The sequence below is a fragment of the Mucilaginibacter sp. genome (genome assembly GCF_041663085.1).
Taxonomy (GTDB): domain Bacteria; phylum Bacteroidota; class Bacteroidia; order Sphingobacteriales; family Sphingobacteriaceae; genus Mucilaginibacter.
Genome location: NZ_JBAZRC010000008.1, coordinates 23,107 through 36,462, shown reverse-complemented (window position 1 = coordinate 36,462; position 13,356 = coordinate 23,107). Strand labels below are relative to the sequence as shown.

The 13,356-nt window shown below is 43.3% G+C and carries 9 protein-coding genes; 3 read left to right on the top strand and 6 right to left on the bottom strand.

Going from position 1 to position 13,356, the window contains the following annotated elements:
• Positions 1-9: 9 nt before the first annotated feature.
• The 5 genes from WC615_RS03910 to WC615_RS03890 all read right to left on the bottom strand — a co-directional run bounded on the left by WC615_RS03910 (position 10) and on the right by WC615_RS03890 (position 5,874).
• Positions 10-1,122, bottom strand: a complete 1,113-nt coding sequence (locus tag WC615_RS03910; RefSeq protein ID WP_372976853.1) for an ABC transporter permease — start codon at positions 1,120-1,122, stop codon at positions 10-12.
• A gap of 94 nt (positions 1,123-1,216) precedes the next feature.
• Complete coding sequence (locus WC615_RS03905) at positions 1,217-2,455, bottom strand: ABC transporter permease (protein ID WP_372976829.1); 1,239 nt, start codon at positions 2,453-2,455, stop codon at positions 1,217-1,219.
• Between the two features lie 25 nt (positions 2,456-2,480).
• The gene (locus WC615_RS03900; RefSeq protein WP_372976828.1) at positions 2,481-3,146 is read right to left on the bottom strand and encodes an ABC transporter ATP-binding protein; all 666 of its coding nucleotides are present in this window, start codon (positions 3,144-3,146) and stop codon (positions 2,481-2,483) included.
• A gap of 18 nt (positions 3,147-3,164) precedes the next feature.
• Positions 3,165-4,622 (bottom strand): TolC family protein, encoded by a 1,458-nt coding sequence (locus WC615_RS03895; protein ID WP_372976827.1) that lies wholly within the window; start codon positions 4,620-4,622, stop codon positions 3,165-3,167.
• A 4-nt stretch (positions 4,623-4,626) separates the two neighbouring features.
• Positions 4,627-5,874: an efflux RND transporter periplasmic adaptor subunit gene (locus WC615_RS03890; RefSeq protein ID WP_372976826.1), complete on the bottom strand. Its 1,248-nt coding sequence runs from the start codon at positions 5,872-5,874 to the stop codon at positions 4,627-4,629.
• A gap of 248 nt (positions 5,875-6,122) precedes the next feature.
• On the opposite strand from WC615_RS03890, the gene lepB reads away from it, so the two are divergent.
• The 3 genes from lepB to WC615_RS03875 all read left to right on the top strand — a co-directional run bounded on the left by lepB (position 6,123) and on the right by WC615_RS03875 (position 10,612).
• Positions 6,123-7,223: a signal peptidase I gene (gene lepB, locus WC615_RS03885; protein ID WP_372976825.1), complete on the top strand. Its 1,101-nt coding sequence runs from the start codon at positions 6,123-6,125 to the stop codon at positions 7,221-7,223.
• Positions 7,224-7,404: 181 nt separating this feature from the next.
• Positions 7,405-7,731, top strand: a complete 327-nt coding sequence (locus WC615_RS03880; RefSeq protein WP_372976824.1) for a hypothetical protein — start codon at positions 7,405-7,407, stop codon at positions 7,729-7,731.
• 70 nt (positions 7,732-7,801) lie between these two features.
• Entirely contained in the window at positions 7,802-10,612 is a 2,811-nt protein-coding gene (locus WC615_RS03875; RefSeq protein WP_372976823.1) for a prolyl oligopeptidase family serine peptidase, read from the top strand.
• Positions 10,613-10,740: 128 nt separating this feature from the next.
• Here the strand turns inward: WC615_RS03875 and clpB are convergent, their stop codons facing one another.
• Positions 10,741-13,338, bottom strand: a complete 2,598-nt coding sequence (gene clpB / locus WC615_RS03870) for an ATP-dependent chaperone ClpB (RefSeq protein ID WP_372976822.1) — start codon at positions 13,336-13,338, stop codon at positions 10,741-10,743.
• Between the last annotated feature and the right edge of the window lie 18 nt (positions 13,339-13,356).

Here is a 13,356-nt window from a genome sequence, read left to right as displayed (position 1 = left end):
ATTAAAGTATTATTCTTCATGTAAAGCAATTGCCGGTAAAATTGCCGAAGCCTGTTTGCCGGGATATAATGAGCATATCAACACCAGCAGATAAATAAACATAACCGATAAAAGTATTGCCATCAGATAAACACTTGCAGGCAAGTCAAAAACGTTTAACAGCGGAAACTGCACCGCGAAAAATATCCCGATAAAAAGCGCCAGCGTAGCCAGTATTATAGATTCTGTTACCAGTTGCCATGACACCGAATCACCGCTGGCGCCAATTGCCCGGCGTAAACCTATTTCGCCTTTGCGTTTATTTATATTGTACCAAAGCACACCAAATAAACCTAAAGCCACATTAATGATCAGGAAACAGGCTACAATAAGTAAAATCATCATGGGTATAAGCGTAGTGTTGTTAATGGTTTTACGCTTATCTGTAAGGTGTTCTATCTCAATACCTGAATTATTAGGGTTGCTAGCCATTAGTTTATACAGGCGGCTTTCAAAAGCAGCATCGGCATTGGCATTTACTTTTACCAAAATCCTTCCCCTGCCATCGTTTGATGATGTATCTATACGTTCATACATGGCAACCCCGGCCTCCTGGTAATCGCCTTTAGCTTTTACATCCTCTACTACCCCTACAATAACCCTTTTACTGTCATTGCCGCCCACCTTTTCGCCAAGGGCTTTGCCACTACCAAAAAGCTGCTGCCGTAAAGTATGGTTTATAATTGTTGGTTTAACTGTCGCGGCATCGTCTTGTTTACCAAACCAGCGGCCTTCGGTTACCTTCATATTTAAAACCTTATCATAAGTATCACCTGCGGTGTAATAATTAACCCGGTTAACATGTATTTTCTTATAATCCACATTGTTCATATGCGTATTGGCCGAGAATGGTACGTTTGAGCTGGCAAAACTTGCTTCCTGCACCTGCGGCATGCCCTTAATATTGCTCAATATAGTTTTATAATATACATCTAATGAATCTTTATCCTTGATTTTAACGTCGCTTTGGTAATTGATAACCCATACACGGTCATACTCAAACCCCATGGGCTGTTTATAATGCTGATAGTAATTTACTACCAAAGTAAACACCGCAAATATTACCATGAAGGATACTAATATCTCCGTAATGAGTAAAAATTTTGCTTCTTTTTATTCCAGATCAGCTTAAACAAATGCTTAATCATAATATTTTATTTAAATGTTAATTAATGTATTATGCCTTTAAGGCGTTAACTACGTTTAACCGCGACATACGCCAGGCCGGGTACACGCCGGATAATAACCCAAATACCAAACAAGCCAGCAAGCTGCAAAAAAGCACCATGTAATTAAGGCTAAGATTAAGATTGGCTATAAGCCCCGAGCTATTAATTATCTGCATAACTACTACAGAAAGCACCACGCCTATCAGCCCTCCTAACAGGGTTAAAATGATATTCTCGACAATAAACTGGTAAACCAATGTTTGCGACGATGCGCCAAAGGCCTTGCGTACACCGATCTCTGATGAGCGCTCCATAATACGGGTAATATTTATATTAACCAGGTTAATTGTTGGCAGCAGCATAAAAAGGAAAACAAATATGCTAAAGCCAATGATCATTTTGGAGATGCCCGATTCGGGGCCATTTCCAAGAATTATCCTTATTAAACTTGTGAAGTATGTATCGGCAAAGCTATACAGGTGGTCAAACTCCTTATCGGGAATTTTTATGCGCGATACCATGTCTGAATATTCCTTTTGCATTTTAGGCAGGTCATCGGCAGATTTTGCAAGCAGTATGCCCGAGAAATTACCGTTAAGACCTTTGTCTTTTGTGTAATTGTTTTTTGATACGGTGTATGGCAGGTACATATCTCCATACATAGTTAATTGCGTAATAGGCACGTTTTTTACAACACCGCTAACCCTGTATTTTATATTATCAACCTCTATATATTTACCCACCACAGATGGCGCATCGCCGAAGTAAGCATTTTTGGTGTCCTCAGAAATTACGGCAACTCTTTCGGCGTTATCTATTTGCTGTTTACCAAAAGGTTTGCCTTCCAAAAAGTCGTAATCTAAAACATCCCAGTAATCAGCATTGGTAAATTTCATGCTGATAGGTACTTTTTTATTGTTTACATATGCGCTCGAAAAATCAAACATTGACGATATGGCTACTTTAACAGGCGTTTTTAAACTTTTAGCATAATGCTCTAAAAAGTAAAAAGAGTGCGGCCCTTTGGTCATAGCGCCATTTTTCGAACCGGTCATTTCCATGTTAAGGATGTATAATGATCGGTCGCGTTTTTTATCGGGATAGTTTGAATTGCCAACCCTGTCAATAAAAGCGGTGAGTACCATTAATACAGTAAGGGTAAAACTGATGCCAAACAAACTAATGAAAGTGAAGAACTTTCTGCGCTTTAGCACCGCTATGGCTATTTTGAAGTAATTTTTTAACATGATCTTTTCTGTTTAGGCTGATGAATTATTGAACCTGCGACCCATCAAATAACCTCACCAAACGATGGGTTTTTTGCGCCATGTTTTCGTCGTGCGTAACCATTACGATGGTGGTACCGTCATTTCGGTTAAGTTGCAATAGTATGTCCATTATCTCGTTCCCCATTGCGCTATCCAGGTTACCGGTAGGCTCATCGGCTAGTATAATTTCGGGGTTACCTACAATGGCGCGTGCTATAGCCACACGCTGGCGTTGCCCTCCTGACAATTGTTTCGGGAAATGCTTTAAGCGGTTGCTCAACCCTACCTTTTCCAGCGCTTCGGTGGCTAAACGCCTGCGCTCTTTAGCTGTGGTATCGCGATATAATAATGGCAGCTCTACATTATCTATCACCTGTAGGTCGCCTATCAGGTGGTAGCTCTGAAATATAAAGCCCAGCTTTTGGTTACGGAATTTAGCCAGTTGCTTATCGTTAAAGCGGTTGGTGGTTTGTTCTGCTATGCTGATGCTACCTTTAGAAGGTTCATCAAGCAGGCCCATAATGTTTAGCAGTGTGCTTTTGCCGCAACCCGAAGGGCCCATTATAGATAAAAATTCGCCTTTGGCTACATCAAGGTTTATACCATTAAGTGCCAGTGTTTCAATAGTATCTGTACGATATACTTTTTGAATGTTTTGTAATTTTATCATGTGATTAATTTAGAGTTTTTATTTATAAGTTATTTTTTGATTTTTCTCAAAGTCGTAAAGCGACAGGTAGCGCAGCTGGTAGTAAGCACCCCAGAAATCGCGTAGGGCAGCAACATAATCACGTTTGGCGCGGTCGTTCTCTTCAAAGGCGATGCTCAGGTCGGTGATGCTCAGGTCGCCTAACACATAGCGTTCGCGGGCTATCTGGTATTTTTCCGACGCGATACTATCTGCCTGAGCGGTAAACACCAGTTGATCTTTCATCATATTAAACAGCGTTACCTGTGTTACTATCTGCTGCTTAAAAGTTTGCTTATCCTGCTCAACCGCGTACTCGGTAAACTGCTCATTAGCCAGCGCCGTTTTTACACGCGATTTGGAGCGGCCCCAATCCAACACCGGAATAGAAAATTGCAATTGCAGCAACTGCTGGTTTTGCGGCGATTTATAAACATCCAAAATTTTAGGAGAGCTGTTAGAGAAACCCAGGTTTGCGGTTAATGTAGCTACCAGGCCGCTTTGCCCCTTTGCCTTGGCCACATCCCTTTTTGCCTCGGCAATTCGGCGGATAAAACCTATCGCGTCCGACCTATTATCAAACGCCTCCGCCAGCACCTTTTGGGCTGATACAGTCATGTTAATTGACGAGCCGGGAAGCATTAATGCTATCTTATCATCGCTTTCCATGCCGGTATAACTGCGCAGGGTTAATGTGGCTATTTCCATATCACGCTTGGCAGTACCTACAGCCTTTTGGGCGTTCAATTGCTCCAGTTGCAGCTGTAATATTTCATTTTTTGATACTTTACCCAGGTCGAACTTCAACTTGGCTATTTTTAAGATCTTTTGGGTATTGTTATAATTGGTTTCGGCTATTTGCAGGTTCACCTGCGCCAAAAGCAGATCGAAGAAGTACCCGCTCACGGTATAAGCTATCTGCTCCTGCGATTCGATATAAGCTTGTTTACTTTCGTTAAACTTTAACGGCTCAATCTTTTTATCCCAGCGCAATGCGTTAAACTGAAACAGCGGCTGACTATACCCTATAGCGTAAGGCACACCATTGTAAAGCACATTATCCCTGTCGAAATCGTAAAAACGCTGCATTTGGGTGGTGCCGTAAATAGTACCACCCGTTGCGGTAATGCCCTGGCTAAAATCCAGTTGTAAGGATGAGTTATCATTATGTATCGGCTGAAATAATATGGTACCGTTTGGCTGCAATACCTGTGTGTAGGTTTTGCTGTAACCCGGCAAAACACCTGTTAATGATAGCTGCGGCTGATAGTTTGATTTAAATGTACGCCATTGCCAGTATTTGGTTTCGCGCACAGTAGTGGCTTGTTTGGCAGCTATAGAGTTCTTTTTGGCCATCTCTACCACCTGCTGCAAACTAAGCCGCAGGGTATCGGCACCACTGCGGCAAAAAGCAGTGGTGCTGATGAATAGTAATATGATAAGGTATAGGTATTTCATTGTATTAGTTTTTGATGGTGAGTTCGGTTGAATTTTTAAACTCGCTCATGTCTGATGTTATCACCGCGTCGCCGGGTTTTATGCCGTCTTTTATCTCTACAAAATCAAAATTGGTAAGGCCGATGTGTACCCTTCTTTTTTCGGCTTTGCCGCCGTTTATTACAAATATTTCCTGCACATCGGCACCTTTAAATGCCGGGCCGTTAGCTACACGCATTACGCTATTATGCAGATCTGTCACTAAAAACACATCCACTTTCATGTTTGGGCGCAGTAGTTTATTGTTGCGCTCGTCCAGTTGCACATCAAACGTTACAATACTGTTCTGTACAGATGGATATACGTTGGCCACATGGCCCTTCATTTGTTGTTCGTTGATGCGGATTATAACCGGCATGCCATTACGCAACTGATCCATGTAGTTATCAGATATGCTGCCGTTTACCTTAAAGCTGCCCAGATCGGCAATGCGGGCAAGTGATTCGCCTTCGCGCACTGTGGCACCTATGTTTTTGTTTATCCAGGTAACCACCCCACCGCGTGTAGCGATGATGTTGGCCAGATTTAGTTTACGTTGCAATTCATGCAGGTCATTCTGCTGTATAGCAAGGGCTATCTCAGCTTCTTTTATCTCAATTTGCATGGTTTGCTGCTTGCTTTTTATCTCGTTTTCCAGTTGCTTTTTTTCCAGTTGAGCAACTTTCAGGTTAAGTTCAGCCTGCTCAATACCTTCGCGGGTACCGCCGCCTGCTTTGAAAAGGCGTTTGGCGTTTTCAACCGCATCGGCCAGGTTGCTGATGCGTAGTTGTTTGATATCGTTATTGGAGCGGATATCGAAAAAGCTTTTACTCAGGTCCAGCTTAAGCTTGCTGATCTCGTTACGTTTGCTTTGCAGCTGAAAGTTCAATCTCTCGAACTCCGTTTGCGTGGCCGATTTATCAAGCGTAAGTATAGATTGGCCTTCTTTTACCTTGTTGCCTGCATCCATCAGCACTTTTTTTATGGATGCATTAATAGGGCTGGTCAGGATCTCTTCAAACTCGGGCAAAACCTCGCCGGTAGCATTTAACGTATTTTCAACACTGCCTTTTTCAACCACAGCAGTGGTGATGTTGGCTTTACTGATGGTTGATTTTAATGATGCGCGCAGCAACAATACAGCCCCTGCTAACACAACAATTATTACTGTTGCTATGATGATGGCACTCTTCTTTTTACGCGCCGTTACTTCTTCTTCAATTACCTTGTCCATTGTATTATTGTGATCAAATTTGCCAAGGGTTTTGCAAGAGCTATACCAAACTTAAAATATTGAAATACAGATTATTATATAATTTAGATAATTGAAATTTGTCCGATATCGGACAAAGCTTTTCAATTGCGGTCAAAGAGGGATTATCGGTAAAAACGAGTGCAATAATGAAATGGGAATCTTATGTAACAAATGAGCGCAGTGGCAGTCTAATATCAACGTACAGTTAAACATAAACCACAATAACCATGAACTGGAAGTTTTTATCACGCCGAAAAAAAGACACTAACAAACCAAAAAAGAGCGTTATGCGTGAATGGGTAGATGCTATTTTATTTGCAGTAATTGCATCAACTATTATCCGTGGTTTACTATTCTCGGCATACGCTATCCCTTCCGCTTCAATGGAAGGCAGCCTGCTTACCGGCGATTACTTGTTTGTGAGTAAAATGGCTTATGGTGCACGTATGCCCATGACACCTGTCTCTATCCCCTTCCTGGAATCGACCGTTACCGGTGCCAAGATCAAAACGTACTGGGATGCCATACAGCTACCCTATTTCAGGCTGCCCGGTTTAGGCGAAGTAAAAAAGGGCGACCCGGTTGTATTTAACTATCCTGCTGAAACGGTTAACCGCCCGGTTGATATGCGCACACACTTTATTAAACGCTGCGTAGGCACCCCCGGCGATATTATTGAGATAAAAGACGGTAAAGTTTATGCAAATGGTAAATACTATGCTAACGCGCCAAAAGGCCAAACTTCATACGTTGTTACTACCGATGGCAAAGATCTCAATTCAGAGATGATCCATAATCTAAAAATAGACCTGCGTTACCAATACAACCCTACTACCTATGAAATGATCATCCCGCCGGATAGTTATAATGAGTTTAAAGGTTACTCAAATATCAAATCGATAAAAGAAGTTATTGAGCCAAAAGGCGAATACAGCCCGCAGATTTTCCCGCATAACGAGAAGTTTAAATGGAACGAAGATAACTTTGGCCCTTTGCTGATACCGAAAAGAGGTACTACTATTCCTTTGAACGACTCTACCATGGCTTTATATGGCCGCTCGATAGAAGTTTACGAACATAACAAGGTTACCCGTGATGGTGCTGCTGTTATCATCAACGGTAAAAAAGCAGATACCTATACTTTTAAAATGAACTACTACTGGATGATGGGCGATAACCGTCACAACTCGGAAGATTCGCGCTTTTGGGGCTTTGTACCCGAAGACCATATTGTAGGTAAAGCGATGATCACCTGGATGAGTATTGATAGCACACAAAGCACATTGAATAAGGTACGCTGGAACAGGATATTGCGAGCGATACATTAAAACATACTAATAATAAAGCCGGAAGCATAACTTTCGGCTTTATTGTTTAACTGCACGCTTCCGTACACTACTTGTATTAAAACCGACCAACAAAAACCATTAAAACAATTTAAATAATTAACAATCAGATAATTAAAACCATGGCATCTGATTTGAGGTATGTTAGGTCAATAGCAGTGTCATGAAAAAAGACAATCGGTATATTATCAGGCGCACCCTATCTCAAGAGAGGTTTGAAGTGCTTTGGAAAAAACGCAGCAACGGGCAGGCAACTTTAAAAGACCTTACCGAAATGGATGAGATCATCAACCGTGATGCTGGGGTTCGCCAGTTTGTTTTGGAAGAAATGGAAGGCAAAGCCCCTCTTAACGATGATAATGATATGCAGAATATACTGCAGCAACCAACAGTATCTCATCAATCTATAACGGATAAAATAAAAGCATTTTTTAACCGGTTATTTAATATAATGGCGGCCAACCATAAATTAACATCGGCCAACTTGTAACTTTTTCATTTCATTAACTGCCAAAGCATTAAAATTTGAGATATTAGGGCTGATTACCATCCGCTTCGATATGAAAAAAAATTTACTGCCCATATTTCTACTGTTCTGTTTTTATGCATCCGCACAAAAAACATCAAAAAAACCGTTGGATCAATCTGTTTACGACGGATGGCAAAGTATAGCCGGCGAGCGCATCAGCAACGATGGTAAATGGATAGTTTACGCTATAAAACCACAAGAGGGTGATGCTAATTTGGTAATAACAGGCGCTAACGGTAAAAACCTGGTTAATATCCCGCGGGCAGATACCGCACGCTTTACACCCGACTCTAAATACGCTGTGTTTTTAATAAGGCCGTTTTATAAAGATGTGCGCCAGGCCAAGATCAAAAAGAAAAAGCAATCTGAATTCCCTAAAGATACACTGGGGATCATTACTTTAGGCAAAAATACGATAACCAAAATACCGGCTATACGCTCATTTAAAATAGCCGATAAAGCTACTGTTATAGCTTACCTATCTCCTGCCGATACGGTTAAAAAACCTGAAGCATCTGATACTTCGAAAAAAGCTATTGCAACCACCATTGCCCCATCCGTTAAAGAAGGTGCTGAATTAACAGTAAACCAACTGTTAAAAGGCAAAACCCGCAGCTTTAGGTATGTAAGCGATTACCAGCTTACCAAAAACGGTAAATGGCTGGCCTTTTCGGTAACTGCCCCCAAGAAAAACAAAAACGTGGTATCGGGCCTGTTTATTTATGATGTAGAAAAAGACACATTGAAAACCGTAAGCACGGGCCGTGGCAATTATAAAAACCTAACTTTTGATGATGCCGGCAAACAGCTTGCCTTTACCGCCGAAAAGAACCCTGAAAAAGCCTTAGTAAAACCGTTTAAACTTTATTACTACACCACTGCAAATGATAGTGCTATTGTTATTGCCGAACCAACATCGGCAGGTATGCCGGTAAACTGGGCGGTAAGCGGCGACAGTAAAGTATTTTTCAGCAAAAGCGGTAACAACCTGTTCTTTGGTACAGCGCCAATCCCAAAACCTGCCGATACTACCCTGGTTGATTTTGAGAATGCCCGTGTAGATATCTGGAACTATAAAGACGACTACCTGCAGCCACAGCAATTAAAAAACCTGCAGCGCGAGTTAAAACGCAGTTACCAGGCGGTTATCCGCCCGGCTGATGGCACTCACAAACTTGTGCAGTTGGGTGATAAAGCTATCCGAGAGATAATGATATCTGATAATAACGATGCGCCATTTGTTTTGGGTTTAACCGATACCGGCGCACGCGTACAGGCGCAATGGGAAGGTGGCTCGCAACAAGCTGCTTATCTCATCAATACTAAAACCGGCGAACGCCTGCGCATAAACGACCGACTGAAAGCCCGCTACAGTATATCGCCAGGGGGGAATTACGTAGTTTGGTTTGATTCCAAAGATCAGAACTGGCACAGCTACAGCATAGCCACGGGTAAAAAAATAAATATCACCAACAGGCTTGGTGTAAAACTGGGTGCCGAAGACAATGATGTGCCTGACGACCCGTCACCATATGGCTTAAGTGCCTGGGAAGAGAGCGACAAACACGTACTGATCTACGACCGATATGACATTTGGGCCATTGACCCAGCAACCGGTCACGCCACCTGTTTTACCAATGGTGTGGGCCGCAGGTATAAAATCGAGTTCCGCTATAATAGTAACGACCCTGAGGAGAAATTCATCCCATCAAAAAAAATGTTGTGGATGATTGCCCAGAACGACGAGAATAAGCAATGGGGCTATTATAAAAAAGAGTTAAACAGCGATTACGCCCCTAAAAAGGTTGTAATGGCACCAATGGGTTATAGTGGTTTGCAGAAGGCCAAAAACGCCAATGAGTTTATTTACACCAAATACAGTTACACGCAATCTCCCGATCTGTATGTATCAGCCGATCTGCTACAGGAAACAAAACTAAGCGCCATTAACCCACAGCAATCACAATACAACTGGGGTACTGCCGAACTGGTGCAATGGACGACACCCAAAGGCTACAAATCAAAGGGGATCTTATACAAACCTGAAGATTTTGATCCGGCCAAAAAGTACCCGATGATAGCCTATTTTTATGAGAAACTATCAGATGGTTTATACAACTACCTTCCTCCTGCACCAACGCCATCACGCCTGCCAATCTCATGGTTTGTGAGTAACGGATATTTGGTTTTCGCACCAGATATCAGCTATGAAACAGGTCATCCGGGTGCATCGGCGGTTGAGTTTGTAAACTCGGGGGTAGAGGCTTTAAAGAAAAACCCATGGGTTGATGGCCAGCATGTAGGCATACAAGGCCAAAGTTGGGGCGGTTACCAGGTGGCTTACCTCATAACCCAAACCAATATGTACGCCGCTGCATGGGCCGGCGCACCTGTTGCCAACATGACCTCGGCCTATGGTGGCATCCGTTGGGAAAGCGGTGCAAACAGGCAGTTTCAGTATGAAAAAACGCAAAGCCGTATCGGTGTCAGTTTGTGGGATAAACCCAATTTGTATATCGAAAACTCGCCCCTGTTTCAGTTGCCAAAGGTAAAAACCCCGGTAGTTATTATGAGTAATGATGCCGACGGTGCAGTGCCGTGGTACCAGGGTATTGAAATGTTTACAGCACTGCGCAGGCTGGGCAAACCCGTTTGGCTGCTGCAATATAATGATGAGGCCCATAATTTGGTAAAACGCCAGAACAAGAAGGATATCAGCATCCGCGAAGCGCAGTTCTTTAACCACTTTTTAAAGGGCGCACCAATGCCTGTATGGCTGGATAAGGGCGTACCTGCAGTTGATAAAGGTAAAGACTGGGGTTTTGAAACGAGCGGACAGTAAAACAGTTTGCAGCTAGCGGATTTCAATAAAAATCTTAAAAGGCAAGCCAAATAGGCTTGCCTTTTCTTATAAACAACAAGAGCCGCCCAAAGGCAGCCCTATTGCATGAATGCGTCTTACTCATCAAATCACTCACCTGCATTCATAAACACAAAGTTATTATCAAACATATCCAGCTTTATCTTACTATCCCTATCCACCTTACCGGCCAGTATTTGTTTTGATAACTCATTCAGTATTTTCTTTTGTATCACACGTTTCAGTGGTCTTGCACCAAACTGCGGGTCGTAACCCAATTGTGCCAGCCAATCCAAAGCTTCTTCTGATGCTTCGATGGTTACTCCCATTTCGGCCAGGGTTTGCTGCACCTGTTTGAACTGCAGTTTTACGATATCCGTTATCTCGTCCCTGCTTAGCGGGGTAAACATAATGATCTCATCTATCCTGTTCAAAAACTCGGGCCTAATGGTAGCACGCAGCAAGGTGAAAAGTTCATTCTTGGTTTTAGCTATAACTTCCTCGCGGTTATTATCTTCCAGTTCAGCAAAGTTCTCCTGTATGATGTTTGAGCCGATATTAGATGTCATGATAATGATGGTATTCTTAAAGTTCACCACACGGCCTTTATTATCAGTTAAATGGCCGTCATCCAATACCTGCAACAGAATGTTAAACACATCCGGGTGGGCTTTCTCAATCTCATCCAACAATACTACGCTATATGGTTTACGGCGTACGGCCTCGGTCAACTGACCGCCTTCATCATAACCTACGTATCCCGGAGGCGCACCTATCAGCCTTGATACCGAATGGCGTTCCTGGTACTCGCTCATGTCTATACGAACCAATGAGTTTTCGTCATTGAACAGGTATTCGGCAAGGGCTTTGGCCAGCTCGGTTTTACCAACGCCGGTAGTCCCCAGGAATATAAACGAGCCGATAGGCTTACGTTTATCCTGCAAACCGGCACGGCTACGGCGTATAGCATCGCTGATGGCTTCTATAGCTTCCTCCTGCCCGGCCACACGTTTATGCAACTCGGCTTCAAGGCTCAGCAATTTTTCGCGCTCGCTCTGTATCATTTTACTAACCGGGATGCCTGTCCAGCGGCTTACAACACCGGCAATATCGTCGGCAGTAACTTCCTCTTTCAGCATACGGCTGTCGTCCTGATTTTCGGCTAAAGCGGCTTTCAGTTTGTCAACCTCCTGCTGTGCTTCAACGATGGTACCGTAGCGTAATTCGGCTACTTTACCGTAATCACCGGCCCGTTCGGCCTGTTCGGCTTCCAGCTTATAATTTTCAATTTGCTCAACCTTTTGGTTGATGCCATCTACAATATCTTTTTCGCCCTGCCACTTGGCACGTAACGAATCGCGGTCGGCAGACAGATTGGCAATTTCTTCGCTCAGCTCGCTTACCTTGCGGTCGTCTTTTTCGCGTTTTATGGCTTCGCGCTCAATCTCCAGCTGCATAATGCGGCGCTCCAGCTCATCAACAGCCTCGGGTACCGAATCCATCTCTAAACGTAATTTTGAGGCGGCCTCGTCCATCAGATCGATAGCTTTATCGGGCAAAAACCTGTCGGATATATAGCGCTGCGACATTTCTACCGCGGCAATAATAGCCTCGTCTTTGATCCGCACTTTATGGTGGGCTTCATAACGTTCTTTTAATCCACGCAGAATAGAAATAGCATCGGCAGTATCTGGCTCATCAACCATCACCTTCTGGAAACGGCGTTCTAACGCTTTATCCTTTTCCACATATTTCTGGTACTCATTTAAGGTAGTTGCGCCAATGGCCCTTAACTCGCCACGTGCAAGGGCTGGTTTCAGGATGTTTGCTGCATCCATCGCACCTTCGCCGCCACCTGCACCAACAAGCGTGTGTATCTCGTCAATAAACAATACTATCTCACCATCGCTTTGGATAACTTCTTTTATAACTGCCTTCAGGCGTTCTTCAAACTCGCCTTTGTATTTGGCACCGGCAATCAGCGCGCCCATATCAAGCGAGTAAACAGTTTTGGTTTTCAGGCTTTCGGGCACATCGCCTTTGATGATCCGGAAAGCAATACCTTCGGCAATGGCGGTTTTACCAACACCGGGCTCGCCCACCAGTATAGGGTTGTTTTTAGTACGGCGCGATAGGATCTGTATCACGCGACGTATCTCTTCATCACGGCCTATAACCGGGTCGAGCTTGCCGCTTTCGGCGTACTCATTCAGGTTACGGGCGTATTTATTTAATGCGTTGTAGGTAGCTTCAGCGTTTTGATCGGTTACCTTGCTATCGCCGCGTAAACTGGTGATGGCCTTTTTAAGGTCTTTCTCGTTAACGCCAGCATCTTTTAAAACGCTTGCGGTGGCATCGCTGCCGGCAAGTATGCCTAACAAAATGTGCTCTACAGATACAAACTCGTCCTTAAATTCCTTTAAGTAAGCTGTAGCTTTTTGCAATGCACTGTTAGTGCCCGATGACAGGTACACATCGCTCCCACTCACTTTGGGGAACGATTTTATCTGCGCATCAAGCGTATCGTTTAACCTGTTTAGGTTAACGTTTAGTTTTTTCAACAGGTAGGTTATAACATTCTCGTCAACCAGTAATAAACCTTTCAGTAAATGCGCGGTTTCTATAGCTTGCTGCTGGTTACCTGTTGCAATTTCGGATGCCTTTTGTACAGCTTCCTGGGCTTTTATGGTAAAGTTGTTAAAATTCATAGTACTCAATTACCCTCA

Bases quoted from the DNA above. Each gene is read 5' to 3' on its own strand.
- WC615_RS03905 (WP_372976829.1), bottom strand. From the start codon at position 2,455: ATGTTAAAAAATTACTTCAAAATAGCCATAGCGGTGCTAAAGCGCAGA.
- WC615_RS03900 (WP_372976828.1), bottom strand. From the start codon at position 3,146: ATGATAAAATTACAAAACATTCAAAAAGTATATCGTACAGATACTATT.
- WC615_RS03895 (WP_372976827.1), bottom strand. From the start codon at position 4,622: ATGAAATACCTATACCTTATCATATTACTATTCATCAGCACCACTGCT.
- WC615_RS03890 (WP_372976826.1), bottom strand. From the start codon at position 5,874: ATGGACAAGGTAATTGAAGAAGAAGTAACGGCGCGTAAAAAGAAGAGT.
- lepB (WP_372976825.1), top strand. From the start codon at position 6,123: ATGAACTGGAAGTTTTTATCACGCCGAAAAAAAGACACTAACAAACCA.
- WC615_RS03880 (WP_372976824.1), top strand. From the start codon at position 7,405: ATGAAAAAAGACAATCGGTATATTATCAGGCGCACCCTATCTCAAGAG.
- WC615_RS03875 (WP_372976823.1), top strand. From the start codon at position 7,802: ATGAAAAAAAATTTACTGCCCATATTTCTACTGTTCTGTTTTTATGCA.
- clpB (WP_372976822.1), bottom strand. From the start codon at position 13,338: ATGAATTTTAACAACTTTACCATAAAAGCCCAGGAAGCTGTACAAAAG.